Genomic DNA, 23,836 nt, shown 5'->3' on the forward strand with positions numbered 1-23,836 from the left:
GCTGGGAGTGCTCGCGAACAGTATTCGTTGATCGACTGCCACAAGCGCCCTGGCCACCAGGTACTGCAATGTAAAAAAGGCCAGCGAGACGTCGCTCTCGCGCCCCGCTGGCAGAGGTAAAGCCGTTACCGTGCGATCAAACGCTGATGCACAGGTATTTGATTTCGAGGTAGTCCTCGATACCGTACTTGGAACCTTCGCGGCCCAGGCCAGAAGCCTTGATGCCACCGAATGGCGCCACTTCGTTGGAAATCAGGCCGGTGTTGATACCCACCATGCCGTACTCCAGGGCTTCGGCAACACGGAACACACGGCTCATGTCGCGGGCGTAGAAGTACGAAGCCAGGCCGAATTCGGTGTCGTTGGACATGGCGATGACTTCGGCTTCGTCCTGGAAGCGGAACAGCGGCGCCAGTGGGCCGAAGGTCTCTTCCTTGGCGACAGCAGCAGTTTTCGGTACATCAACCAGGATGGTCGGCTCGAAGAAGTTGCCTTCGATCAGCTTGCCGCCGGACAGCACCTTGGCGCCTTTGGAAACGGCGTCTTCGATGTGCTCCTGAACCTTGGCGACAGCCTTGCCGTCGATCAGCGGGCCAGTGGTGGTGCCATCTTCCAGGCCGTTACCGATCTTCAGCTTGGCCACCGCAGCCGCCAGCTTCTCGGCGAACGCGTCGTAGACGCCGTCCTGCACGTAGATACGGTTGGCGCAGACACAGGTCTGGCCGTTGTTACGGTACTTGGAGATGATCGCGCCCTCGACCGCCTTGTCCAGGTCGGCGTCGTCGAACACGATGAACGGGGCGTTGCCGCCCAGCTCCAGGGAAACCTTCTTGATGTCCTTGGCGCATTCTTCCATCAGCTGGCGACCGATTTCGGTCGAGCCGGTGAAGGAGAGCTTGCGTACCAGGGAGTTGCCGGTCAGTTCACCGCCCACTTCACCAGCGCTGCCGGTAACCACGCTCAGCACGCCAGCCGGGATACCGGCACGGTGGGCCAGTTCGACCAGGGCCAGGGCGGAGTACGGGGTTTGCGAAGCAGGCTTGAGCACCATGGTGCAGCCAGCGGCCAGGGCCGGGCCGGCTTTACGGGTGATCATGGCAGCCGGGAAGTTCCACGGGGTGATGGCCGCGGTTACGCCGATTGGCTGCTTGATGACGATCAGGCGCTTGTCTGGCTGGTGGCCCGGAATGGTGTCGCCATAGACACGCTTGGCTTCTTCGGCGAACCACTCGATGAACGAGGCGGCGTAGGCGATTTCGCCCTTGGCTTCGGCCAGTGGCTTGCCTTGTTCGGTGGTCATCAGGCGAGCCAGGTCGTCCTGGTTCTCGATCATCAGTTCGAACCAGCGACGCAGCTTGGTCGAGCGCTCTTTGGCGGTCAGGGCACGCCAGGCCGGCAGGGCCTTGTCGGCAGCTTCGATGGCGCGGCGGGTTTCCGCGGTGCCCATCTTAGGCACGGTACCGATGACTTCACCGGTGGCCGGGTTGGTCACCTTGATGGTCTGGCCATTGTCCGCATCCAGCCACTCACCGTTGATGTAGGCTTGCTGGCGGAACAACTGAGCGTCTTTGAGCTGCATGTCGGCTTCCCGAATTGTTGATTGTTGAAAAGCGCCCAAGGCAGGGCATCGAGCGTTTGAAATCTCAAACGAATGCTAAGCGGCTGCTGGGGTGTTGGACAATAGGCTGTTCGAAAAAAAGAACGAATGGTTGAACAGCCTGGCGGAAAAGTCATCATCTGCGTACTGGCAACCGGCCCTTTCGCGGGCACGCCCGCTCCCACTGGGCGGAAGCGGCTTCAGCCGCGAACCGGCCGGCACAGGCAACCGGGAAAAAAGGCTACAGATCAAGGCGATGGACGCGACCGGCGCAGATGGGTATCATGCGTGCGCGTTGCACTCGTAGCTCAGCTGGATAGAGTACTGCCCTCCGAAGGCAGGGGTCGTGGGTTCGAATCCCGCCGAGTGCGCCATATCAAAAAGCCCTGGGCCTGTGCCCGGGGCTTTTTCATTTGTGCGACATGTCGCGTTTCTGGCACTCCCGTGCCACTGGCCATTGATGTTAGCGTGGGCGTCCTCCCGTTGCTCCAACGGGTACCCCATAACAATCCATGGCGAAGGAATGCGCGCAACCATGCACCTGAAAAAACTCACCGCCACCACCCTGTTGCTGGCCAGCATCGGCCTGTTCACCCAACCGGCCCAGGCCAACCTCACTCAGCAACAGGCCGCGGCAATCGTCAAAACCTTCGACGGCAGCGACCCGCGTGACTTCAAGCAGTTCCTCGGCAAGCTCAAAGGCAGTGACCTGGCCAAGGCCGATAACCTTGAGGCGACACTGCAGGCCTACCTGAACGGCAAACCGCTGGCCGCCGGGCAACAGGACGAGATCAACCGCCTGCTTGGTCTGTATACCCGCATCAAGTACGGCAAGGCTGCCACTGAAACCCTGCGCGAACTGGTGGCTATTCCAACCTACAACGTCGAGGGTACGCCGCAGTACGAAAACCCGGCGTTCCTGAAAATCGCCGACAAGATCAAAGCACTGGCCGACAGTTTCGGCCTGGCGTTCCGCAACATCGATAACCGGGTTTACGAAATTTCGCTCGGCAGCGGCAAGGAAGTGATCGGCATCCATGCCCACGCCGATGTGGTGCCGGTCAATCCGGACAACTGGAAGCTGGCCGACGGCACCCGCCTGGACCCGTTCAAGGTCACCCTGGTTGGCGACCGCATGTATGGCCGCGGCACCGAAGACGACAAGAACGGCATCGTTGTCGCGATGTATGCGTTGAAAGTGGCCAAGGACGAGAACCTGCCACTGGCCCGGCAATTCAAGCTGCTGATCGACACGACGGAAGAAACCAGTGGGGATGCGATCCCCTATTACTTCGAGCGCAACCCTACGCCTGATTACAACCTGGCGCTGGATGGCGGCTACCCGGTGGTCATTGCCGAAAAGGGCTACGGTACGATCATGGCCAGCTTCAGCAAACGCCCGGCCACGGGTGAAGGTGCTGAAATCATCAACCTGACAGGCGGGCTGGCCACCAACCAGATCCCCACCACCTCGGTCGCAACCCTGGCCACCGACAACCCGGCAGCACTCGCCAACCAACTGCAGCGAGCCGGCGCCGGGTATGTAAAGCAGCACGGTGGTGACTTCAGCATCGACGCCAAGGCCGACGGCAAGCAGGTGGTGCTGACAGTAACCGGGGTTTCCGCGCATTCCTCGGAGCCGGAGTCCGGGGTAAACCCGGTTGCACGCATGCTCGACTTCCTTGCTGGCCTGGGCCAGCAGGTACCGCTCAAGCACAACCAATTCACCGACGCCGCCCGCTACGCTGCCGACAACTGGGGCCTGGACTACTTGGGCAACAAGCTGGGCGTGGCCTTCAAAGACCCGTTCATGGGCCCGCTGACCGCGTCGTTGACCTATGTAGGGGTGGACGAAAAAGGCTTGAAACTGGCGGTGAACCTGCGCATTCCCAAGGGCAAGCCGCTTGCCACGATCAAGGACGAACTGGCCACCAGACTGGACAAATGGACCCGGCAGAGCCGCACCTCGGTAGCCTTCGACTACAGCCTGGACGAACCGATGTATCGCAACCCCGAGGGCGAGTGGGTGAAGGCTCTGCTGGCGGTGGCCAGCGAGAACCTGGGCATGAAGCATGAGTTCGGCACCTCGGCGGGTGCCACGTCGGTCCACGACCTGCCTAACGGCGTGCAGTTCGGCCTGGCCATGCCAGACGTGAAGTACACCGGGCACAACGACAACGAGTTCAAGACGGTAGAGCAGTTCATGCTGGACCTGCAGGTCGTCAGCGAAATGGTCGCGCGGATCGGGCAAATGCCGAAGCTCTGATCGGCTGCACCGGTAAAGCCGCTCCCATAGGGTGCATCACAGGCTCTGAGGCCAATGACACACCTGTGGGAGCGGCTTTAGCCGCGAAGAGGCCCGCATAGGCGAACACCGATGACGTTTTTCAATCGACTCCATGCCGTTTCCTGCATTGCCGTGCAGAGCGCCGTACCGGATGCTTTAGTTACACCGAGACAGCGCTTTTCCACCCGCAGAGGCCCGTATGAAGACCGTCGAACAAATCCTCAAGACCAAGTCCCAGCACCAGACCGTGTACACCATCGGCCCGGATGACTCGGTGCTCGACGCCCTGAAAATGCTGGCGGAGAAAAACATCGGCGCACTGCCGGTAGTCGAGGGCAAGCAGGTGGTGGGTATCGTCAGTGAGCGCGACTATGCACGCAAGCTGGTGCTCAAGGGCCGCTCTTCTGCCGCCACCCCGGTACGGGAAATCATGAGTGCACCAGTGGTCACGGTCGAGCCCAGGCAGAACCTCGAGTACTGCATGAACCTGATGACCGACCGTCACCTGCGCCACTTGCCGGTCGTGAGCAATGGCGAGCTGCTAGGGCTGTTGTCGATCGGCGACCTGGTGAAGGAAACCATTGCCGAGCAAGCCAGCCTGATCAAGCAGCTGGAGCAATACATACGCGGCGAATAAGCGCTTTCAGTGATAGCCGCGCTCCAGTTCGTCCAGTTGGTGGTCAAAACTGCGCAGGCGCGCCGACCAGGTGTAGACCAGCACTTCGAGGTCGCGATTGAGCACAGCGGTATTGCCATGCCCGCTTTTCGTGGGTTCGCCCAGGTCCAGCTGGTAGCGCTCGCGGGCCATGGCCTGGGCCACGCTGGACAGGTCGCGGGCGTTGGCCAGCCAATGATGATGGTGGTCGTGGATCTCGCGGTCGAGCACCCGGCACTGGCGCTTCAGCGCATCAAGGCTTTGCTCCAGCGGGGTGCCCTTGAGTTCGCCCATGACCTCTTCGAAAGTGCGCCCCGAATGCCAGTAGCTGCCCCAGAAATAACGATCGAAGACCGTTTCCACGCGGCGTAGCGCAACTTTGGTGTTCCAGATGGTCAGCAACGTGCGCCCCTGGATCACTTCGCGCTTGTTCAGGTGCAACTGCTGCCAGGCGACCCAAGCCAGCGCCACCACGGCGACAGCCACGGTGACGGCGGCGGCGGCGTAGAGGAACTGCACCGCCTGGTTCAGTTGATGCGCCTGCCTGATGCCGTAGAAGTAGCTGGCCGTCAGAATGCCCAGGATGGAAACGGAGCACCAGAAACCTGATACGTAGGGATCTTTCATCGCGCTATCCCCCGATTGTTTTCCTGAGCATAGCAACGGCCATTCACACGTCAGGTGCCGCTCGGCGCTTTATTTTTTCTGGGGGTGAAGCGCCTTGTTGAGTTGGTCGATCATCGGGATCCAGTCGTCATCGGCGATGTATTTTTCTTTCAGGAACGCGCGCTGCGAATCGCTCCAGAAAGGCGCATCGACCAGTTTGACATCGTCCTCGAGCGGTGAGTGTGTCGTGATAAAGCGGTCGATTTCGACCGGGTCATCAGACAGCCCCAACTGTTTGAAGATTTCCGACAAAGGATGAATCGGCTTGTCCATGTTTCCTCCTCGGTGCCGGGGCGTGCATCGAAGCTGCCGGCCCGGCATGGGTTGAGAGCACCAGTTGCAGGTTCGGCTCCATGCTCATGTGAAACGGATGATCGTGATCATCCGCCCCCTGATAGACAGCACCCCGACAGACAAGACTCGATCGAACCTGCATTTATCGCAGCGCGCCTGTCAGACGGGTGCGCGGCGCAAGGTCGCCAGGAACGCCGCTGCACCAATGAACAACCCGGCAAACGTGCGGTTCAAGCGCTTCTGCTGCCTGGGAGTACGCAGCAGGCGCAATACCCGCGCGGCCAAACCGGTGTAGCCCGCCATTACCAGCAGGTCGACACTGACCATCGTCAGGGTGATTGCTACATACTGCGGCAGCAGCGGTGCATGCGGGTTGATGAACTGCGGCAGCACCGCAAGCATGAACACCAGCGCCTTGGGGTTGCTGACATTGACCAGGAAACCGCGGAAGATCAGGCTCAACGGCCTGCCGATGGGGCGCACGCCCGACTCATCGGTCATGTCCATTGGCAGCGCACGCCATTGCTTGTACGCCAGGTAAACGAGGTAAGCGACGCCAAACCACTTGATGAACTGGAACGCCGTGGCCGAGGCGGCCAACACGGCGCCCACGCCGGCGGCGATGATGGCGATTTGCAAAATCAGGCCCAGTTGCAGGCCCAGGGCATTCCAGTAACCGCGCCAGAAGCCGTATTGCAGGCCACTGGACATCGAGGCAATCGCCCCGGCGCCAGGGGAAAGGCTGATCACCCAGCAGGCGGCAAAAAAGCCCAACCATACTTCCATCGACATCACACACCTCGCTCGCACTAATGTTGCAAAAGATTAAGCTAAGGTGTTGGTGAAAATATGACCAGCAAATTTTGCAGAATTCAGCGTGCTTATGCGGGCCATGTCAGTCCGCCTCGAGCAACACGTCCTTGTGCATGGCCTGCACTTCGGCCCCGCGCCAGCGCCGCACCGACTTCTGGAAGAACTGGCTGTTCGGCACCTGCACCAATGCCCCGCCCGCCTCGGGCACTTCCAGGAGGGTAGTGAACAGCAGGTTGATGGCGATTACCCGGCCCTTTACGCCCGGCTTGTCGAGGGTGTCGACCAGCTCGACCACATCACCAATACGAAACGGCCCGACCGTGAAGATCAGCACCGCGCACAGCAGGTTGGACAGTACGCTCCACATGGCGAAGAACGCCACCGCCGCCACCGCCACGAAACCGGACAGGGCCGTCCACAGCACCGTTGCCGAAACCCCCAGGCGCTCCAGCACGAACAGCAGCGCGCTGCCCATGATCAACCAGCGCAGGCCACCGCGCACGGGCACCAGCAACTCCGGTGGCAAGGGGTAGCGCTGGCCCAGGCGGCTGAGGCCACGGGCCACGATGCGCTGCAGGACAAAAGCCACCGCCAGGATAAGGAGGATCTGCAAGCCCAGCCATAAGGTGTCCATCCACTGCCCAGGCAGCAACCCACGCAGCTCCTCCATCAGGACAGCGCCTCAAGCTCGGCTTGCATGCTTTCGAGGGTTTCCAGTGCTTCCATCCAGCCCTCTTCCAGCTCCCCTTCACGTTGCTTGAGCTTGGTCTGGCGCGCCAGCAGGTCACGCAATTGGTCCTTGCGCGCCGCGTCGTAAAGCCCAGCGTCGCCCAGCGCCGTCTCGATTTCGGCCAACTGCGCGTGCACCTGATTGAGCTCGGCTTCCAACTTGTCAGCGGCCTTCTTGTGCGGGGCCAATTGCTGGCGCAAGGCCGCGGCGGCCTGGCGCTGGGCTTTCTTGTCGGTCTTGTCCGGGTTGACCGGTGCAGTACTGGCCGGCGCGCTGCGCTGGCGATACTCGACCAGCCAACGGCTGTAGTCGTCCAGGTCACCGTCGAAGGTGTCGACCTTGCCGTCAGCGACCAGCAGGAAGTCGTCGGTGGTGCTCTTGAGCAGGTGACGGTCGTGGGATACCACTACCACGGCGCCGGCGAACTCCTGCAAGGCCATGGTCAGCGCCAGGCGCATTTCCAGGTCGAGGTGGTTGGTGGGTTCGTCGAGCAGCAGCAGGTTCGGCCGTTCCCAGGCGATCAGCGCCAGCGCCAGCCGTGCCTTCTCGCCACCGGAGAAGTTCACCACCGGCTCGTCGCAACGGGCGCCATGGAAATCGAAGCCTCCCAGGAAGTCGCGCAGGGTCTGCTCGCGCTCGGCGGGGGCAATGCGCTGCAAGTGCAGCAGCGGGCTGGCCTTGTCGTCCAGCGAGTCCAGCTGGTGCTGGGCAAAATAACCCACGGCCAGGTTCTCGCCGCGGACCAGCCGGCCGGACAACGGCGCCAGCTCACCGGCAAGGTTCTTGATCAGCGTCGACTTGCCTGCGCCATTCGGGCCGAGCAGGCCAATACGCGCGCCCGGGGTGAGTTGCAGCTTGACCTTGTCGAGGATGGCTTTGTCGCCATACCCCAGCCGGCCTTCGGACATGCTCAACAGCGGGCTGGAGATTTTCTGCGACTCGCGGAAGACGAAGTCAAATGGCGAATCGACGTGCGCCGCCGACAGCTCCTCCATGCGCTCCAGGGCCTTGATCCGGCTCTGCGCCTGGCGCGCCTTGGTGGCCTGGGCCTTGAAGCGGGCGATGTACTTTTCCATGTGCGCGCGCTGCGCCTGCTGCTTCTCGTAGGCCTGTTGCTGTTGCGCCAGGCGTTCGGCACGGGTGCGCTCGAAGGCGGTATAGCCGCCCTTGTAGAGGTTCAGCTTGCGCTGCTCTACATGCAGCACATGGTCGACCACCGCATCGAGGAAGTCACGATCGTGGGAAATCAGCAGCAGCGTGCCAGGGTAGCCCTTGAGCCAGTCTTCCAGCCACAGAATGGCGTCGAGGTCCAGGTGGTTGGTGGGCTCGTCGAGCAGCAGCAGGTCGGACGGGCACATCAGCGCCTGGGCCAGGTTGAGGCGCATACGCCAGCCGCCAGAGAAGTCACCGACTCGGCGGTCCATCTGCTCGTTGGTAAAGCCCAGGCCGGCCAGCAGCTTGCGGGCGCGAGCGTCGGCGGTGTAGCCGTCAGCGCTTTCCAGCTCACTGTGCAGGCGCGCCAGGGCGGTGCCGTCGTGCGCTTGCTCGGCAGCCGCCAATTCGGCCTGGACCTTGCGCAGGCGCACGTCACCGTCGAGCACATAGTCCACGGCCAGGCGATCGAGGGTATCAACCTCCTGGCGCATGTGGGCGATGCGCCAGTCGCCGGGCAGCTGGCAGTCGCCGGCATCGGGCGACAGCTCACCGCGCAGCAAGGCGAACAGGCTGGATTTGCCGGCACCGTTGGCGCCAATAAGACCGGCCTTGTGACCGGCGTGCAGGGTCATCTCGGCGCCTTCTAGCAAGCGCTGCGGACCACGCTGTAAAGTGAGGTTGGATAGTCTGATCATGATGGTCGCGGAGTCTACCAGCTTCCTCGGCCCATAGCGCGAGTGGAACCATGCACACCGACCTGTGGAATCACGCCCTGGCCTTGTACGCCAGGCCTGGCGTAGAAGCCGCCTGCCTTGAACTGCAAACACTGGGTGGCGATGTCTGCCTGCTGCTGTGCGCCACGTGGTTGCAGGCGCGTGGGGTTGCCGTGACGGACCAGCGCGCGCAGGCATTGCACGGCATTGCCGACCCCTGGCAACGGACAGTGGTCACCCCGCTACGCGACCTGCGCCAGCAATGGCGCGCGGCAGCACAGCTGGATAGCCGGCTGGCACTTGTGCGCGAGCAAGTGAAAGGGTTGGAATTACAGGCAGAAAGAGCGTTGCTGGAACGCTTGCAAGAACGTGCCCAGCAGTGGCCCGCGGACTCTGCTGAGCCCACGGGCGACTGGCTGGCCCGGCTGGTGCCGGACCAGGGCCGACAACATGACGCGTTGCTGCAGCTACGCGCCGCGGCTGCAGCGCTTCAGGACGCCGAAGACGGTGCCTGAGCAGGCGTGCTGGCCGGCGCCGATGGCGCTACCGAAGTGGCCGAGTTGGCATCAGCGGCCGGAGTGCTGGGGGCAGGTGTAGCCGGTTTGGCAGCGGCTGGCTTGCTGGCGGCAGGCTTGGCAGCCGGTTTCGCTGCGGTACGTGCTGGCGCCTTGGCTGCAGCTGGCTTGGCCGCAGGTTTAGCGGCGGCTGTTGCTTTGGCGGCTGGCTTGGCTGCAGGTTTTGCGGCGGCAGTGGCCTTGGCGGCCGGCTTGGCCGCAGGTTTAGCGGCGGCAGTGGCCTTGGCGGCCGGCTTGGCCGCAGGTTTAGCGGCGGCAGTGGCCTTGGCGGCTGGCTTGGCCACAGGTTTCGCGGCAGCAGTGGCCTTGGCGGCTGGCTTGGGCGCAGGTTTTGCGGCAGCGGTGGCTTTAGCTGCTGGCTTGGCTGCGGTAGTGGCTCGACCGGCTGGCTTGGTCGCCGGCTTGGCAACAGCTGGCTTGGCCGTTTTGGCTGCACGCTGGTCAAGGGCCTTGGTCGCGGCTTCACGCACTTTGCCTACACCTTGGGCCAACTTGATGCTGTCTTGGGCATCGCGCTTGAGTTGCTGAATGTAGGCGCGCGTCTGGGTTTGACGCTCCTTGAGGGAGTCCAGCAGTTCTTCTAGTTCAGCGCTGGCTTTTTGCGCTTTGGTCTGTGCCTTGGCTTTACCGGCCTTGGCTGCACCTTGCAGTTTCAAGCGAGCGTTGTGCAGTTTTTCCTGCGCTTTGCCACGCTGCTTTTCCAACTTTGCCAGCAGTTTTTCCGCATCAGCCAGCGCTTGCGAGCAGGCTTCTTCCAAATGTTCGAGCAAGCTACCCGAAAGTTGCTGGAGCAGGTGTAACGGCGTACTTACTGGCTTCTTTTTGGCCGACATGGTTTACCTCCTGGCTGACGAGAGTGCGGCTCATACTATGCTTCTGCTGCTACCGCCGCTAGGGCATGTTGACCGTAATAGTTACGCCGCGTTGCATGCCTGGGCAACGTTGTAAGCTTGCAGCTGCGGGTAAGTGTAGATGCTGGACAAAGCCTCGCCGCGCCGCTGCCCTGTTGCGACTCAAAGCCGCGCCCACGCAAAGCCGCGAAAAAGCCAATACACATATTCAACACTGGCATACTTCCACGCTCATTGGCGCAGGAACTGACCATGCCTCGATTTCTTGTTTTAGGTTTATGCCTGCTGGCGCCCCTCGCCCTGGCCGACAGTGATGAACGCGATCTCGCCTACAGCCTTGGGGCCAGCCTGGGCGAGCGGCTGCGCCAGGACATGCCGGGCCTGCAACTGGATGCCTTGGTCGATGGCTTGCGCCAGGCCTACCAAAGGCAGCCGCTGAAGCTCGACAAGGCACGCATGCAGGCCGTGCTGCAGCAGCATGATGCACAGGAAAGCGATGACCAGGCGCAAAAGCAGCAAGCGGCGGAAAAACGCTTTATGGCTAATGAGCGGGGGCGTTTTGGCGTGCATGAGTTGCCAGAGGGCGTGCTTTACAACGAACTGCAGGCAGGAAGTGGCGCGCAGCCGAAAGCCGGTGGCAAAGTGCAGGTGCGCTACGTAGGCAGGTTGCCGGACGGCTCGGTATTCGACCAGAACCAGACGCCACAGTGGTTCAGCCTGGGTTCGGTGATCGAGGGGTGGCAGGTAGCGTTGCCGCAGATGCACGTCGGCGCCAAGTGGCGCCTTGTCATTCCGTCCGCACAAGCCTATGGAGCCGAGGGCGCAGGCGACTTGATTCCACCCTATACCCCCTTGGTGTTCGAAATCGAACTGCTGGGGGTTGGCGACTGACGCCAACCATCAGGCCTGTACCGCGCCCTCTTCCTTGTGCGCGTTGTGCAGCACTTCGATCAGGCAGTCTTCCAGTTCGAAGCGCTCATGCAGCAGGCCACCGAGCTTGCCCAGTTTTTCGGCAAAGCGCTCTGTGTCCTTGCACTCAGCTTTCGCACAATGGTCGTTGAAAGCCAACGCGATCTGCGTGATGTCATTGATGCGTGGGTTGATCTCTTCGGCCAGCTTCAGTGCCTTCTCGTCACCGAAAGCCTTGGCTTCCCTGACCAGCTGCTCGCAGACCTCGAAGTGCCACGCCGAACAGTAGTCCACGAGCAGACCACAGAAATCCCCGTTCGTATCCTTGTCGGCGAAGGCCAGCTCTTGGGCGCGCAACGCGCGGAAAGAATGCACCAATTCCTCGCGCGCCTTAAGCCAACGATCAATAAGTTCGTGAACCCCACCCCAGCGTTCCTGAGCGTTCTGACAACTATCGAGCATGGCGATCTCTTCCCTTCTGGGTAGATGCCGCTGCACCTCGCGCTGCGAAGGCGCGCACAAAGGTGATATCAGCAGGACGGCATCGAGCAGTTGTGTTTTGAGTATCCGTGCTGCGAGATTATTCCCGCACGTGTTGCCCTTCAAGGTACGCAGTGGACAAACTTCATACAAGTGTTTAATACCGTGTTACATGGCCATTGGTCATTCTGATGACCCAACCTTGCGCCAGGTCAAGCGCCTGCCAGGGTGCGGAAACGATACGCCAGCAGGCAGCTCGCGGGCAGCGCCGCCAGCAGCAGGAAAGCCAACAGGCTCCACTCGGGAAGGGTCAGGTCGAGAAAACTCCAGCTCAGCGCGCTGCACTCCGGGCCGCCGAATAGCAGTTGCCGGGCCGCCTCCACCCAACCCTGCTCGAATACACGCCCGATCGGCAGCGGGCATGCATCGACAACCCTTTCAGCACCCTGCAGCCAGACCTGCCGCGCGGCCAGCGCCGCCCCGCCCAGCGAGCAGGCCAACGTCGCCCATGCGTAACGCCGCAGGCCACGTGCACGCGGTGCCTGCAGCACGCTGGCCAGGCTCAGCAGGGCATACAGGGCTAGCAGCAACCGCTGGCTCAAGCGCAACGGGCATGGCACCAGCCCAAGCATGTTATCCAACTGAAAGGACGCAGCCAGCACCGCCAGTGCGGCCAGGCAAGCAGGAAGAAACAAGGTGCGCAAACGGGCCAGCAGCATGGGTGGTGAAGGTCCCGGGATGAGAGTGTGGCCTGGAACGGTAGAGGAAAGACGGGCTTTGTTTCAAGGCGCTACAGCAACGACAAGTCGCTGAAACGCGTAAGAAATTTCCGTCTATTCGATAGGAGGCGACTGAGGACTGGGAATGCATATTCAGCATGCAACGGAAGATAAATCACCAGCCCCCAAAGCCCGCGCCTTGCCGCGGGCTTTGGGGTAGGTCAGGCGCGTACGCCTTCTGGCAGCGGCAACGCCAGCAGGCGTTCGTCGAGCAGGCCAAGGCCCTCCTGGAACAGTTGGTTGCTGCGCTCCGTCTCACCCAGGCCGGCGAGCAGGCGCGCCAGTTCGGCGCAAGCCTCGGGGTTGCGCTCCATGCGCAGGCTGCTTCCGAGGTAATCGCGCGCCTTGCCCCACAGACGGTTCTGCAGGCTAAGGCGGCCAAGGGTGAGCAACAGGCTGGCATCTTGCGGGTGGTCTTTGAGCCAGCCTTCGGCGGTTTGCAACTGGCGTACCGGGTCATCGCCACGCACCAGGCCATACAGGCGAGCCAGATGGCTTTCGTAGTTCCGCTTGAGGGCCGTGCGCAATGCCTGTTCGGCATCACTCTCGGCACCTACCTGGCGTAGCTGTTCAGCGTAGGCCAGCACGAGTTGCGGCTCCTGACGCTGGGCGGCAGTCAGTTGCTGCCAGGCGCGCTCCAGGGCCTGCCGTGCACTTTGCGCGTCCTCGCCACGGGTTGTGGCCAGGCTCAGGTTCTGGCCCCAGGCGCGCTGCTCGAGGGCAGCAAGCTCCGTGGCCGGTAATACCTTGCCCTTGCGCAGGTCGGGCAACAGGCGAATCAAGGCGGACCAGTCACCGCGCTCCAGGTACAGGCGCTGCAACAGCCGCAGGACTTGGCTGTTGTGCGGGTGGCGCTCTTGCATGGCCAGCAAGGTCTCCAGCGCGCCATCGCTTTCACCCCGGTCCATCTGCAGTTGGGCATGGGTCAGGGCAATGGCCAGTTCTGCCTGTGGCTGGCGCTCCAGGGCACGCTCCAGCAAGTTGTCGCTGTCTTGGCTGCGACCTTGCTCGTTGGCGGCACGCGCTGCACCGAGGTAGTACAGCAGGGGGTGGCGCTCGGCCTCCGCGGCACGGTGCAAATGGCGCTGGGCGCTGGCCCAGCGACCCTCGGCCAGGTCCAGCTGGCCCTGTTCGATTGCCAGGCGAATACGCCGGCGGCGGTTGCGCCGCGACCAAGGGTTGACCACGCCGCTGGAGGTCAGCAACAGCCCCACCAGGTAGCGCAGCAACCACAACACCAGAACGACCGCCAGCAGCCCACCCAGCGCCGCCCACAGCCCCGATTGATAACGGAAACCACCGTAGGAAACCAGTACGTAACCGCTGTGCTTGGCGACGGCGACACCCAGCGCAGCAGCGACCACGATGGCCAGTACGGCCAGCAGGTAGACTCGCTTCATGGCTTGCCCCCCTCGGCCTCGGCCGGCAGATGGCGGCGCTGAATGTAGGCCTGCACGGCTGCCAGGCTTTCGCTGAGGTCAGGGGTGACCACCGACACTGGCTGCTCGGCCAAGGCATTCAGGCTGTCGAGCATGGCCTTGCTTTGCGGGTTGTCGGCATTGAAGTTGGCCAGCAGCACGCTGCGGGCATCATCCAGCGCCTGGGTATAGACCTTCGCGTCGCCATTGAGCGCCGCCCACTGGGCCTGCTCGATGGTCAGGCTCAATGCCAGGCGCAACTGGTTGAGTTGCTGCCCGGCCAGCAATGGGCGCACGTTTTCGTCGGCATTGAAGTCAACCTGGAAATACTTGGAGATTTCCGCCCACCACTGCGACAGGCGGCTGACACCGTCGCCATCGGCGGTCAAGGCGCCGAGGGCATCGGCATTGCTGTCGAACTCCGGCGGCTGCGCGCTCAGTTGCTGGACCAAGTCACGCTGCGCAGCCAGCTTCAGGAACAGGCCCGTGCGGTCTGGTTGCTGGGTGCTGTTGAGCGTGGCCAGGCTGCGGTTCAGTTGCTCGCGAGCGGCAAAGGCACCTGGGTCGCTCTGCTCGCGCAGGATCTCGTCGGCACCTTCGACCAGGGCCTTGGCGCTGGTGATGTCCTGCAAGGCCGACAGGCGCAGGGTAGCAAGGCGCAGCAGGTGCTCGGCTTCTGCCAGGCGCCACTCCTTGCGGCTTTCGCCGAGCACGGTTTCCAGGCGCTGACTGAGGCGCTGCTGGTCGCCCTGCAATTGCGCTACCAGTCGCCGGCGGTCTTCCAGTTCGCTGGCGGCTGGCAGGCTGGCCAGTTGCGCACTGATCTGCTGCTCACGCTGTTGCAAGGCCTCGGCGCGCTGGTTAAGCGCCTCGATGTGCTGGCCCTGGTCGAACTCGCTGCCTTGCAGTTGACGCACCTGCCAGGCACCCCAGCCACCTACCGCCACCCCGGCCGCGCCGAGCAGCAAGGCCAGCGCAGCAAGGCCATTGCCGGAGCGCTTGGCAGGCGGGGTGGTAACGGGATCCGCCGGCGTTTGCGCCGACGGCTGATCGTTATTGGACAAGACAGTCTCGCTCACGTATCCATCCTTTGCATGGGGGCGCATCGCGTTCAGCTTAGCGCCTTAAGAGGCAGGTGCAGTGCAAGACTGCACAGCTGCCAGCAAGGCCGCGGCACTGGCGCCACGGCAATCCACAACCTGTTGGGCCCCAGCGGCCCTGGCCTGCCCGGCTACCCGCGGGCTCGGCACGAACAACGGCAACCGGGCCAGCTGTGGCCAATCGGCGCCAGCCAGTTGCTGCAAATGTTCCAAACCCTGCCCACTGCTGACCACCAGGCCATTGAGGCGTTCCGCTTCGATGCGGCGCATCAGCGTGCCTGCGGGGTAAACCGGCAGGCAGCGACGATACAGTTCCAGATAATCGACACTAGCACCTTGCTCTGCAAGACGCTCTGCCAGCAGTTCGCGACCTCCAACGCCGCGAACGATCAATACTCGCGCTGCTGGCACGGCAACCGCCTGGCGCAGTGCCGGCAGCATCAGCAGTGCTTCGCTGTCGTCGCCACGCGGCGGGCAACTCACCCTCAGACCCGCCTGCTGCAACACTGCGGCAGTGGCCTCGCCTACGGTGAACCAGCCTTGAACGGGCGGCTGCAGGCTGGCGTTGGCCAACTGTTCCAGCAACAGCCGTGCAGCTGGCTTGCTGACCACGATGATCGCCTGGAAGCCACCAAGGCCCTGCAGCAACGCGCGCTGCCCAGCCTGGATTTGCACGGGTTCGATCTCCAGCAACGGCAGGCAGTGGCTGGCCACCCCCGCTGCCGCCAGGCTTTGCGCCAGCGCCGCACAGTCCTCGGCAGGCCGGGTCAGCAACAGGCGCCATTGGCTCACGGGTGGCCGGCCTCGCCATAGACCTCTTTGAGGATGGCCTCGGCACCCTGCCCCAGCAGATGTTCGGCGACCTCTACACCAAGGGCCTCGGCAGTTGCACGGGGGGCCCGGGCATCGGCCACCAGCAGGGTGCCGCCACTCGGTTGGCCGACCAGGCCGCGCAACCACAGTTGGTCGCCTTCCAGCACCGCGTAGCAAGCGATCGGCACCTGACAACCGCCGTTCAGGCGTTTGTTCATGGCACGTTCGGCCACCACCCGGTCAGCCGTGTCACGGTGGTGCAGCGGCGCCAGCAAGGCATGGATCGCGTGGTCGGCGCTACGGCACTCGATGCCTACCGCCCCCTGGCCACCGGCAGGCAGGCTGTCGTCGACACTGATGGTGGCGGTGATACGGTCTTCGAAACCGAGGCGGATAAGGCCGGCGGCCGCGAGGATGATGGCGTCGTATTCGCCGGCGTCGAGCTTGGCCAGGCGAGTGTTGACGTTGCCGCGCAGGAAGCGGATCTGCAGGTCGGGGCGACGCGCCAGCAGTTGGGCCTGGCGGCGCAGGCTGGAGGTGCCGACCACGCTGCCGGCAGGCAACGCTTCAAGGCTGGCAAAATGGTTGGAGACAAAGGCGTCGCGCGGGTCTTCCCGCTCGCAGATGCAGTACAGGCCCAGTCCCTCGGGGAAGTCCATGGGCACATCCTTCATCGAATGCACGGCGATGTCGGCTTCGTTGTCCAGCAGGGCGGTTTCCAGCTCCTTGACGAACAACCCCTTGCCACCGATTTTTGCCAGCGGCGCGTCGAGCAGCTTGTCCCCGCGGCTGACCATGGGCACCAGGGTCACCCGCAGCTCAGGGTGGGCCTGCTCGAGGCGGGCTTTGACGTATTCGGCCTGCCACAGGGCCAAGGCGCTTTTACGGGTGGCAATGCGGATTTCGCGAGTGGACATGAAACGCCCCGATCCAGAGAAATGCCGTGGATCATAACAGCATCGCAAGGATCGCTAGCAGATGTGGATCAGCTAAGGGCCCCTTCAGGGCTGCCCTGCACCCTGACGGTGGGGCCGACCTGCCGGCCAGCAAGGGCCCAGCCCTTGCCATGCGGGCACCGGTTCAGAGGGCCTGCATCATCTTGCGCACACCGGCCACATGACGCCGGCTTACGGTAAGGGCATCGCCGTTCAGGCCTTTGAGGAACAGTTGGAAGTGGCCCAGGGGCGTGCGCTGAAGGCGTTCGATGCGTTCCCGGGCAACCAAGGCATTGCGGTGAATACGTACAAAACGGTCGCCAAACTCGTCTTCCAGCGCCTTGAGCGGCTCGTCGAGCAGTACTTCCCCACCGTCGTGGCGCAAGGTCACGTACTTGTGGTCGGCAATGAAGTAGACCACCTGGTCCAACGGAATCAGCTCGATACCTTTGCGGGTGCGGGCGCTGATATGACTGCGCGGGCCACCGCCTTCATTGGCTGGCCGCGTCAGTGCCGCCAGTTGCGCCCGGTTGGGTTTATCGGCCTTGCGCAGTGCATCCCGCAGGGCCTGAGGGTGAACAGGTTTGGCGACATGGCTGAGGGTACTGTCCTTGAATGCCTCGGCACTGTATTGGTCATCCCCGGTGCAAAACACCACCGCTGGCGGCGCCTCGCGCTCGCACAGGCGGGCCGCGACCTGCAAGCCGTCCAGGCCTGGCATGGCGATGTCCAGCAGCACCACGTCGGGCTTGAGGCTGTCGATCAGGGTCAGGGCCTCTTCCCCGTTGGTAGCGCTGGGCTCCAACACGGTGTAACCCTCCAGTTCGCCGAGCAGCCGGCTAAGGCGGTCACGGCCTTGGGGTTCGTCATCAACGATCAGGACATTCATAATTGCGCTGGATTCCTGAATGAGTCTCGCACAGGTATAGCGTAGACAGGTGTGGTTCGAGCGACACTGCGGTCACGCTCTAGACCGGTGCGATGGCCAAAGATTCACTCGGACGGCAGATTCACTGCCAGTCTTCTGTCCAACTGTAGACGGTCCGTGGAACACTGCCGTTCATTCCTTCAAATGATTCACTGCCATTTTCCGGGCATTTCTGTCGACCGGCGCCCTGCGGCAGCCGTCCCAACCCTGTTATTATCGGCGCCACTTTTTCGTTCACGCCTGCAATGAGTGAATCCATGAGCACCGACAAGACCAATCAGTCCTGGGGCGGCCGCTTCAGTGAGCCCGTCGACGCCTTCGTCGCCCGCTTCACCGCCTCGGTCGATTTCGACAAGCGCCTGTACCGCCACGACATCATGGGTTCGATCGCCCATGCCACCATGCTGGCGCAAGTCGGCGTGCTCAGCGATGCCGAGCGCGACACCATCATCGATGGTTTGAAAACCATCCAGGCCGAGATCGAGGCCGGCAACTTCGACTGGCGCGTCGACCTTGAAGACGTGCACATGAACATCGAGGCACGCCTGACCGACCGCATTGGCATCACCGGCAAGAAGCTGCACACCGGCCGTAGCCGCAACGACCAGGTGGCAACCGATATCCGCTTGTGGCTGCGCGATGAAATCGACCTTATCCTGGCCGAAATCACCCGCCTGCAGCAGGGCCTGCTGGAGCAGGCCGAGCGCGAAGCCGAAACCATCATGCCGGGCTTCACCCACCTGCAGACCGCGCAGCCGGTCACCTTCGGCCACCACCTGCTGGCCTGGTTCGAAATGCTCAGCCGCGACTACGAGCGCCTGGTCGATTGCCGCAAGCGCACCAACCGCATGCCGCTGGGCAGCGCCGCACTGGCCGGTACCACCTACCCGATCGACCGCGAACTGACCTGCAAGCTGCTGGGCTTCGAGGCCGTGGGCGGCAACTCGCTGGACGGCGTTTCGGACCGTGACTTCGCCATCGAATTCTGCGCTGCAGCCAGCGTGGCGATGATGCACCTCTCGCGCTTCTCCGAAGAGCTGGTGCTGTGGACCAGCGCGCAGTTCCAGTTCATCGACCTGCCGGACCGCTTCTGCACCGGCAGCTCGATCATGCCGCAGAAAAAGAACCCCGACGTGCCAGAGCTGGTACGTGGCAAGACCGGCCGCGTGTTCGGCGCCTTGACCGGCCTGCTGACCCTGATGAAAGGCCAGCCGCTGGCCTACAACAAGGACAACCAGGAAGACAAGGAGCCGCTGTTCGACGCTGCCGATACCCTGCGCGACTCGCTGCGTGCCTTTGCCGACATGATCCCGGCGATCAAGCCCAAGCACGCCATCATGCGTGAAGCGGCGCTGCGTGGCTTCTCCACGGCAACCGACCTGGCCGACTACCTGGTACGCCGTGGCCTGCCGTTCCGCGACTGCCACGAAATCGTTGGCCATGCGGTGAAGTATGGGGTGGATACCGGCAAGGACCTGGCCGAGATGAGCCTGGACGAACTGCGCCAGTTCAGCGACCAGATCGAGCAGGATGTGTTTGCCGTACTGACCTTGGAAGGGTCGGTCAATGCGCGTGACCATATTGGTGGTACGGCGCCGGCGCAGGTGCGGGCTGCCGTTGTTCGTGGCAAATCCCTGTTGGCGTCTCGCTAAGCCCCAAGGCGAGGGCTTCGCCCTCGTTCGTGGGCACGCCCGCTCCCACAGTGGGAGCGGGCGTGCCCACGAAGGGCTCAACAGCAGGCTCAGCGCTTACCGCTGCGAATCATCTCCATGAAGGCCGGCATCGCTGCCTCCTTGTCTGCCACGATCCGCGCCATGTGCGGGTTCTCACCCATCAGCTGGAGCAACGCCTTGGCTTGCGGAAAGTCCGCCAGCAGGTCGACGTTCAGCACCTTCTTACCCACCGCATAAGCCAGATCGACCGAGAAGCAGAACATCAGGTCTGCCAGCGTCAGTTGCTCACCCGCTACATACGGCGCAAAGCGCCCGTTACGCTTGAGCGTGGCGAAGCCGGCCAGCAGGTCGGTACGTGCCTTATCCTTGACCAGTGGCTCTACCGCCATGCCAAAGAAGGACTCGGCGTAGCAGGTACGGGCTGGCAGCTCGATGTACAGTTCAATTTCCTTGAGCAACTCGCGAACCTTGGCCTGCTGGAACGGGTCGGCCGGCAGCAGCGCCTTGCGGCCCTGAGTCTGCTCGATGTAGTCGAGGATCACGCTGGTTTCGCTGATAAAGCCGTGTTCGGTTTCCAGCACCGGCACCTTGCCCCGCGGGCTCACTTCCAGCGCCTTTGGCGCCTGGCCGCCGTAGAAGGTGACCTCTTCGAAAGGCAGGCCTTTTTCCAGCAGCGCCAGCTTGACCATGTTGTAGTAGTTGCTGACCGAGAATCCATGAAGCTTGAGCATGAGGTAACAGCCTCCGGGCCGTAAGGGGTTTGGCTCGGCTTTTATAGACCGTAAGCCTGTTCCTGACCAGCGTCATGCGCCTCGTCAATGCCCGGGCATTGCCGCTACAGGCGTGGCACACTGTGCATCCCACCACAGGAGTACCGCCAATGAGCGAGCCCACCGACATCGACAATGACGACGAAGCCTTCGCCGAGGCAACGCTGACCCAAGCCATCGAAAACCAGATCGAAAGCGGCGAGCCGCCGGCGGCCAAGGCCACTTTCAACAAGCTGACGCTGGTTGGTTGGAAACGTGAAGACATTCTCAACGTGATGGCCCATGTGCTGGCCTACGAGATTGACAACATGCTGGCAGAAGACCGCGCGTTCAACGGCGAGTGGTACGAAAACGCCCTGCGTGCGCTGCCCGAGCTGCCACCTGAGATGGATCAAGGCGAGGACGAATAACCCGGCTACACTCGAAGATCAGGCACCGTAGAAAGTGCCGTAATCCTCGTCTGGAAGTCAGGAGTTACCATGCCTTTTACCCCCGATCTTATCGATGAAATGGAAGTACTCGCGCTGTTCAAGCACGACAGCAGCCAGGAAGGCATCAAGATAACCAGCACTGCATCCCCCTCCCTGATCGCCGCTGCGCAGCGCCTGCATGAAAAGGGGCTGACCGATCAACCGGATGGCGGCTACCTGACCAGCCTGGGTCACGACGCGGTTGAAAGTGTGCAGCTGTTGCAGAACATTCTCAAGGCGCCACAGCCGGCCTGAGTGCCCTTCGCGGTCAAGTGTGTAGGAGCGGCCTTGTGTCGCGGTCGGGCCGCAGAGCGGCCCCGACAATTTGTGCAGCGCTGCCGAAATCCTGGGGCCGCTTTGCGGCCCGACCGCGACACAAGGCCGCTCCTACAGGGGGACGGCGCAAGGTTTTAGTTAGCAGTTGCCCTGCGCTTCTCTGCCAGGCGCGAGCGCCCGTACAGCAAGATGATCGCCAGCAACGCCACCGCCTGCGCCGACAGCGAGTAGACGTCGGGATGAATCCCCAACCAGTCAAACTCGAAGAACGCTACCGGGCGCGTGCCCAGCACCCCAGCTTCTTGCAGCGCCTTCACGCCGTGCCCGGCGAACACCACTGACAACGTGCACAGCAGTGCCGCATTGATGCTGAAGAACAGCGTCAGGGGCAGCTTGGCCGAACCGCGCAATATCACCCAAGCCAGGCCCACCAGCAGCACCAGCGCCGTGGCGCCGCCTGCCAGCACCGCCTGGTGCCCGGCAGGGCCCGCCTGCAGCCACAAGGTTTCATAGAACAAGATCACTTCGAACAACTCGCGGTACACCGAGAAGAACGCCAGCACCGCGAAGCCAAAGCGCCCGCCACCACTGACCAGGCTGTTCTTGATGTAGTCCGTCCACGCAGCGGCGTGGCGTCGGTCGTGCATCCATACCCCAAGCCACAGCACCATCACGGCCGCAAACAGCGCCGTGCAGCCCTCCAGCAACTCACGCTGGGCACCACCGACGTCGATCACATAGGCGGCCAGCGCCCAGGTAGCGAAGCCGGCGACCAGCGCCAGGCCCCAGCCAATGTTGACACTGCGTACCGCTGACTGCTGGCCGGTGTTGCGCAGGAACGCCAGGATCGCCGCCAGCACCAGAATCGCCTCAAGGCCTTCACGCAACAGAATCAGCAGGCCTGAGACATAACTCAGCGACCAGCTCAGGCTGTCGCTACCCAGCAGCTTTGCCGCTTGCTCAAGCTTGACCTTGGCTTCGCCCAGGCGCTGCTCGACTTGGCCCACGGGCAGGCCATCCTGCAAGGATTGGCGGTAGGCCATCAGCGTCTTTTCAGTGGCCTTGCGCGCCTGGGTATCAATGTTGTCCAGCGAGCTTTCTACTAGCTCGAAGCCCTCAAGATAGGCCGCAACCGACAGGTCATAGGCCTGGTCGCGGTCGCCTGCGCGGTAAGCGGCCAGGCTTTTGTCGAGCGTACTGGCGGTGTATTCGAGCAATTGCGCAGGGCCACGCTTGACCTGCGGCGGCTGGGCACGCTGGGCCCGGAATGCCTCCACGGCCGCTGTGCCTTCGTTGGCGGCGATTTCGGCCGGGGTCTGGCGGGCCAGGTCGGCGATGTTCCAGGTTTTGTCGCCTTTGCCGGCTTCCGGCTTGGCGGTGAAGCTGGCGATATAGGCCGCCACGTCCCAGCGCTGGCGGTCGTCCAGCTGGTCGGCAAAGGACGGCATCTCGGTGCCGTCGATGCCCAGGGCAAGGGTGTTGTAGAGGTCGAACAGGCTCAACTGGTCAAGGCGCGCGACTTCGCGCAGGTTGGCCGGCGCGGGCTCCAGGCCGACGCCTGCCGGGCCATCGCCCGCGCCGCTTTCACCGTGGCAGATGGCACAGTTTTGTGCGTAAAGGGCAGCACCACGGGCCGGGTCCGGGGTGATTATCGGGGCTTGGCTCACCTCATAAGCCACCGCAAGGCGTGCGCCCAGTTGCCGGGCCTGCCTGGATACCGCTGGGCCGTCCAGGCGCTGGTCGATGACCTGGCGCAGCGCTTGCACGCCCTGCTCCAGTGCCGCGTGCTCGGCATTTGCAGGCAGGCCTTTGACCAGTTCGGCCAGTACCTCGCCGAACTCGCGCTGCTCGTCGTACTCGCCGCTGTCGACCACCTTGCCGTCACTCACGGTTGGCGGGTAGTCGGCACCAATGTAGTCAAGCAGGTGCAAGGCCTTGGTAGCTTCGGCAGGGGCTTCAGCCTGTGCCGCAGCGCTGCACAGCGCCAGCACCGTGCCGAGCAATAAAGCCGGCAGCCAGGCAAGCAGACGGGAACGGGTTTTCATGGCCAGTCTCGAAGGGAATGCGAAAGAGAACATTGTTCACTTCCACTTTGCTTCACTCAAGGGTGCTGGGCGGATTTCATGAAAAATCTTGGTACAAATAAGATCAAGCGGGATGGCACGGTACCTGGGAGCAGGCTTGCCGGCGATGAAGGAGGCACCGATGCGACAGGAAACACCGGGTACCAAATGATTCGCCGCGGGTAGGCCCCTACCCACTAGCCTGTTGAGCCACTATTCAAGAGGCAGGGAACATGGATCGTCCCCATTCAAAGCAGCTACGGCTTGGCCAGTTTTCGGAAACCCGTCGGTTGTATTTGCTTACCAGCACCACCCTGGCAAGAGCCCCAATCTTCAATGACTTTCGCTCAGCCCGCTTGCTGGTGGCCGAGTTCCGCCAGGCTGAAGAGGAAGGTAGCGCCCGATCGCTTGCCTGGGTGGTGATGCCTGACCATTTCCACTGGTTGGTCGAGCTCGGGCCGGCCAGCCTGAAGCGGCTGATGCGCAGGGTGAAGTCCCGTAGCACCATGATGATCAACAGGCATCGAGGGCGAAGCGGCCAGCTCTGGCAGAAGGGGTTTCATGACCGGGCCTTGCGGCGTGAGGAGGATGTGCAGGATGTGGCGCGGTATATCGTCATGAACCCCAAGCGGGCGGGTCTTGTTGCGAGGGCTGGTGATTATCCGCTTTGAGATGCGATTTGGCTCTGACCAGATGTTGCCTGCGGGGGCCCTATCGCAGGCAAGCCCCGCAGGGATCGCCTTAGGGCTGACAGGTGTTTGCCACAAGGTATGCAGCGCCTGTGAGAGCGAGCGCCGCCCGCGCGGCGCATCGCGAGCTGCGCTCGCTCCTTGTATGTTGTGACTGGCCTGGCGGGAGAAGTTATTCTCGTCAGGCTGAAGAAGCA

24 protein-coding genes and 1 tRNA gene are annotated in these 23,836 nt (G+C 62.7%); 9 read left to right on the top strand and 16 right to left on the bottom strand.

Going from position 1 to position 23,836, the window contains the following annotated elements; genetic code table 11:
* Window positions 1-136: 136 nt before the first annotated feature.
* The gene (gabD, locus tag QME24_RS14840) at window positions 137-1,579 is read right to left on the bottom strand and encodes an NADP-dependent succinate-semialdehyde dehydrogenase (protein WP_009682215.1); all 1,443 of its coding nucleotides are present in this window, start codon (window positions 1,577-1,579) and stop codon (window positions 137-139) included.
* Window positions 1,580-1,894: 315 nt separating this feature from the next.
* Between gabD and QME24_RS14845 the strand changes: the two genes are divergently transcribed.
* The 3 genes from QME24_RS14845 (at window position 1,895) to QME24_RS14855 (ending at window position 4,521) form a co-directional block, all read left to right on the top strand.
* Window positions 1,895-1,971: transfer RNA gene (locus QME24_RS14845), tRNA-Arg, on the top strand.
* A gap of 161 nt (window positions 1,972-2,132) precedes the next feature.
* Entirely contained in the window at window positions 2,133-3,863 is a 1,731-nt protein-coding gene (locus tag QME24_RS14850) for a dipeptidase (protein WP_235768317.1), read from the top strand.
* Between the two features lie 220 nt (window positions 3,864-4,083).
* On the top strand, window positions 4,084-4,521 hold the full coding sequence (locus QME24_RS14855; RefSeq protein WP_009682213.1) for a CBS domain-containing protein: 438 nt from the start codon (window positions 4,084-4,086) through the stop codon (window positions 4,519-4,521).
* Between the two features lie 6 nt (window positions 4,522-4,527).
* Here the strand turns inward: QME24_RS14855 and QME24_RS14860 are convergent, their stop codons facing one another.
* From QME24_RS14860 to QME24_RS14880, 5 genes are all read right to left on the bottom strand, one after another.
* A complete protein-coding gene (locus QME24_RS14860; RefSeq protein WP_235768316.1) occupies window positions 4,528-5,166 on the bottom strand; it encodes an NADH:ubiquinone oxidoreductase subunit N in 639 nt (212 codons plus the stop codon).
* Between the two features lie 69 nt (window positions 5,167-5,235).
* Window positions 5,236-5,478, bottom strand: a complete 243-nt coding sequence (locus QME24_RS14865; protein ID WP_280091559.1) for a DUF2789 domain-containing protein — start codon at window positions 5,476-5,478, stop codon at window positions 5,236-5,238.
* A 180-nt stretch (window positions 5,479-5,658) separates the two neighbouring features.
* Entirely contained in the window at window positions 5,659-6,291 is a 633-nt protein-coding gene (locus QME24_RS14870; RefSeq protein WP_192441406.1) for a LysE family transporter, read from the bottom strand.
* A 103-nt stretch (window positions 6,292-6,394) separates the two neighbouring features.
* Window positions 6,395-6,982, bottom strand: coding sequence for a mechanosensitive ion channel family protein (locus tag QME24_RS14875; protein ID WP_009682209.1), 588 nt, complete (start codon window positions 6,980-6,982; stop codon window positions 6,395-6,397).
* Window positions 6,982-8,892, bottom strand: coding sequence for an ATP-binding cassette domain-containing protein (locus QME24_RS14880; RefSeq protein WP_009682208.1), 1,911 nt, complete (start codon window positions 8,890-8,892; stop codon window positions 6,982-6,984). The genes QME24_RS14875 and QME24_RS14880 overlap by 1 nt, the downstream gene beginning before the upstream one ends.
* Window positions 8,893-8,942: 50 nt before the next feature.
* Between QME24_RS14880 and QME24_RS14885 the strand changes: the two genes are divergently transcribed.
* Window positions 8,943-9,425: a TIGR02444 family protein gene (locus QME24_RS14885; RefSeq protein WP_009682207.1), complete on the top strand. Its 483-nt coding sequence runs from the start codon at window positions 8,943-8,945 to the stop codon at window positions 9,423-9,425.
* On the opposite strand, the gene QME24_RS14890 is transcribed toward QME24_RS14885, so the two are convergent.
* Entirely contained in the window at window positions 9,401-10,318 is a 918-nt protein-coding gene (locus QME24_RS14890; RefSeq protein ID WP_281690875.1) for an AlgP family protein, read from the bottom strand. The genes QME24_RS14885 and QME24_RS14890 overlap by 25 nt on opposite strands.
* Window positions 10,319-10,588: 270 nt before the next feature.
* On the opposite strand from QME24_RS14890, the gene QME24_RS14895 reads away from it, so the two are divergent.
* Window positions 10,589-11,227, top strand: a complete 639-nt coding sequence (locus tag QME24_RS14895; RefSeq protein WP_232892837.1) for an FKBP-type peptidyl-prolyl cis-trans isomerase — start codon at window positions 10,589-10,591, stop codon at window positions 11,225-11,227.
* A gap of 9 nt (window positions 11,228-11,236) precedes the next feature.
* Here the strand turns inward: QME24_RS14895 and QME24_RS14900 are convergent, their stop codons facing one another.
* The 7 genes from QME24_RS14900 to QME24_RS14930 all read right to left on the bottom strand — a co-directional run bounded on the left by QME24_RS14900 (window position 11,237) and on the right by QME24_RS14930 (window position 17,659).
* Complete coding sequence (locus QME24_RS14900; RefSeq protein WP_054905594.1) at window positions 11,237-11,707, bottom strand: Rsd/AlgQ family anti-sigma factor; 471 nt, start codon at window positions 11,705-11,707, stop codon at window positions 11,237-11,239.
* 230 nt (window positions 11,708-11,937) lie between these two features.
* Entirely contained in the window at window positions 11,938-12,444 is a 507-nt protein-coding gene (locus QME24_RS14905; RefSeq protein WP_009682202.1) for a disulfide bond formation protein B, read from the bottom strand.
* 221 nt (window positions 12,445-12,665) lie between these two features.
* The gene (locus QME24_RS14910) at window positions 12,666-13,904 is read right to left on the bottom strand and encodes a heme biosynthesis HemY N-terminal domain-containing protein (protein WP_280091561.1); all 1,239 of its coding nucleotides are present in this window, start codon (window positions 13,902-13,904) and stop codon (window positions 12,666-12,668) included.
* On the bottom strand, window positions 13,901-15,001 hold the full coding sequence (locus tag QME24_RS14915; RefSeq protein WP_280091562.1) for a uroporphyrinogen-III C-methyltransferase: 1,101 nt from the start codon (window positions 14,999-15,001) through the stop codon (window positions 13,901-13,903). The genes QME24_RS14910 and QME24_RS14915 overlap by 4 nt, the downstream gene beginning before the upstream one ends.
* A 45-nt stretch (window positions 15,002-15,046) precedes the next feature.
* Complete coding sequence (locus tag QME24_RS14920) at window positions 15,047-15,814, bottom strand: uroporphyrinogen-III synthase (protein ID WP_029887269.1); 768 nt, start codon at window positions 15,812-15,814, stop codon at window positions 15,047-15,049.
* Window positions 15,811-16,752 carry a hydroxymethylbilane synthase gene (gene hemC, locus QME24_RS14925; RefSeq protein WP_110678957.1) on the bottom strand — a complete coding sequence of 314 codons (942 nt, stop codon included), beginning with the start codon at window positions 16,750-16,752 and terminating at the stop codon, window positions 15,811-15,813. Before hemC ends, QME24_RS14920 begins: the two co-directional genes overlap by 4 nt.
* A gap of 163 nt (window positions 16,753-16,915) precedes the next feature.
* Window positions 16,916-17,659, bottom strand: a complete 744-nt coding sequence (locus tag QME24_RS14930; protein ID WP_009682195.1) for a LytTR family DNA-binding domain-containing protein — start codon at window positions 17,657-17,659, stop codon at window positions 16,916-16,918.
* Between the two features lie 296 nt (window positions 17,660-17,955).
* Between QME24_RS14930 and argH the strand changes: the two genes are divergently transcribed.
* A complete protein-coding gene (argH, locus tag QME24_RS14935; protein ID WP_192441397.1) occupies window positions 17,956-19,350 on the top strand; it encodes an argininosuccinate lyase in 1,395 nt (464 codons plus the stop codon).
* A gap of 89 nt (window positions 19,351-19,439) precedes the next feature.
* Here argH and QME24_RS14940 read toward each other — a convergent pair whose 3' ends face one another.
* Window positions 19,440-20,102, bottom strand: coding sequence for a glutathione S-transferase (locus QME24_RS14940; protein WP_280091563.1), 663 nt, complete (start codon window positions 20,100-20,102; stop codon window positions 19,440-19,442).
* 149 nt (window positions 20,103-20,251) lie between these two features.
* Between QME24_RS14940 and QME24_RS14945 the strand changes: the two genes are divergently transcribed.
* Together QME24_RS14945 and QME24_RS14950 are read left to right on the top strand one after the other, a co-directional pair.
* Complete coding sequence (locus tag QME24_RS14945; RefSeq protein ID WP_054905599.1) at window positions 20,252-20,551, top strand: hypothetical protein; 300 nt, start codon at window positions 20,252-20,254, stop codon at window positions 20,549-20,551.
* 69 nt (window positions 20,552-20,620) lie between these two features.
* Entirely contained in the window at window positions 20,621-20,866 is a 246-nt protein-coding gene (locus QME24_RS14950; protein ID WP_054905600.1) for a TIGR02647 family protein, read from the top strand.
* Window positions 20,867-21,021: 155 nt separating this feature from the next.
* Here QME24_RS14950 and QME24_RS14955 read toward each other — a convergent pair whose 3' ends face one another.
* On the bottom strand, window positions 21,022-22,965 hold the full coding sequence (locus QME24_RS14955; RefSeq protein WP_281690876.1) for a cytochrome c/FTR1 family iron permease: 1,944 nt from the start codon (window positions 22,963-22,965) through the stop codon (window positions 21,022-21,024).
* A gap of 218 nt (window positions 22,966-23,183) precedes the next feature.
* Between QME24_RS14955 and QME24_RS14960 the strand changes: the two genes are divergently transcribed.
* Window positions 23,184-23,621: a transposase gene (locus QME24_RS14960; protein ID WP_281690877.1), complete on the top strand. Its 438-nt coding sequence runs from the start codon at window positions 23,184-23,186 to the stop codon at window positions 23,619-23,621.
* Window positions 23,622-23,836 lie beyond the last annotated feature (215 nt).

Origin of the sequence: Pseudomonas sp. PARCl1, assembly GCF_947311875.1 — a bacterium.
Lineage (GTDB): Bacteria > Pseudomonadota > Gammaproteobacteria > Pseudomonadales > Pseudomonadaceae > Aquipseudomonas > Aquipseudomonas juntendi.

Excerpts from the sequence above, each read along its gene's own strand:
- gabD (WP_009682215.1), bottom strand. The coding sequence starts at position 1,579 with ATGCAGCTCAAAGACGCTCAGTTGTTCCGCCAGCAAGCCTACATCAAC.
- QME24_RS14850 (WP_235768317.1), top strand. The coding sequence starts at position 2,133 with ATGCACCTGAAAAAACTCACCGCCACCACCCTGTTGCTGGCCAGCATC.
- QME24_RS14855 (WP_009682213.1), top strand. The coding sequence starts at position 4,084 with ATGAAGACCGTCGAACAAATCCTCAAGACCAAGTCCCAGCACCAGACC.
- QME24_RS14860 (WP_235768316.1), bottom strand. The coding sequence starts at position 5,166 with ATGAAAGATCCCTACGTATCAGGTTTCTGGTGCTCCGTTTCCATCCTG.
- QME24_RS14865 (WP_280091559.1), bottom strand. The coding sequence starts at position 5,478 with ATGGACAAGCCGATTCATCCTTTGTCGGAAATCTTCAAACAGTTGGGG.
- QME24_RS14870 (WP_192441406.1), bottom strand. The coding sequence starts at position 6,291 with ATGTCGATGGAAGTATGGTTGGGCTTTTTTGCCGCCTGCTGGGTGATC.
- QME24_RS14875 (WP_009682209.1), bottom strand. The coding sequence starts at position 6,982 with ATGGAGGAGCTGCGTGGGTTGCTGCCTGGGCAGTGGATGGACACCTTA.
- QME24_RS14880 (WP_009682208.1), bottom strand. The coding sequence starts at position 8,892 with ATGATCAGACTATCCAACCTCACTTTACAGCGTGGTCCGCAGCGCTTG.
- QME24_RS14885 (WP_009682207.1), top strand. The coding sequence starts at position 8,943 with ATGCACACCGACCTGTGGAATCACGCCCTGGCCTTGTACGCCAGGCCT.
- QME24_RS14890 (WP_281690875.1), bottom strand. The coding sequence starts at position 10,318 with ATGTCGGCCAAAAAGAAGCCAGTAAGTACGCCGTTACACCTGCTCCAG.
- QME24_RS14895 (WP_232892837.1), top strand. The coding sequence starts at position 10,589 with ATGCCTCGATTTCTTGTTTTAGGTTTATGCCTGCTGGCGCCCCTCGCC.
- QME24_RS14900 (WP_054905594.1), bottom strand. The coding sequence starts at position 11,707 with ATGCTCGATAGTTGTCAGAACGCTCAGGAACGCTGGGGTGGGGTTCAC.
- QME24_RS14905 (WP_009682202.1), bottom strand. The coding sequence starts at position 12,444 with ATGCTGCTGGCCCGTTTGCGCACCTTGTTTCTTCCTGCTTGCCTGGCC.
- QME24_RS14910 (WP_280091561.1), bottom strand. The coding sequence starts at position 13,904 with ATGAAGCGAGTCTACCTGCTGGCCGTACTGGCCATCGTGGTCGCTGCT.
- hemC (WP_110678957.1), bottom strand. The coding sequence starts at position 16,752 with ATGTCCACTCGCGAAATCCGCATTGCCACCCGTAAAAGCGCCTTGGCC.
- QME24_RS14930 (WP_009682195.1), bottom strand. The coding sequence starts at position 17,659 with ATGAATGTCCTGATCGTTGATGACGAACCCCAAGGCCGTGACCGCCTT.
- argH (WP_192441397.1), top strand. The coding sequence starts at position 17,956 with ATGAGCACCGACAAGACCAATCAGTCCTGGGGCGGCCGCTTCAGTGAG.
- QME24_RS14940 (WP_280091563.1), bottom strand. The coding sequence starts at position 20,102 with ATGCTCAAGCTTCATGGATTCTCGGTCAGCAACTACTACAACATGGTC.
- QME24_RS14945 (WP_054905599.1), top strand. The coding sequence starts at position 20,252 with ATGAGCGAGCCCACCGACATCGACAATGACGACGAAGCCTTCGCCGAG.
- QME24_RS14950 (WP_054905600.1), top strand. The coding sequence starts at position 20,621 with ATGCCTTTTACCCCCGATCTTATCGATGAAATGGAAGTACTCGCGCTG.
- QME24_RS14955 (WP_281690876.1), bottom strand. The coding sequence starts at position 22,965 with ATGTTCTCTTTCGCATTCCCTTCGAGACTGGCCATGAAAACCCGTTCC.
- QME24_RS14960 (WP_281690877.1), top strand. The coding sequence starts at position 23,184 with ATGGATCGTCCCCATTCAAAGCAGCTACGGCTTGGCCAGTTTTCGGAA.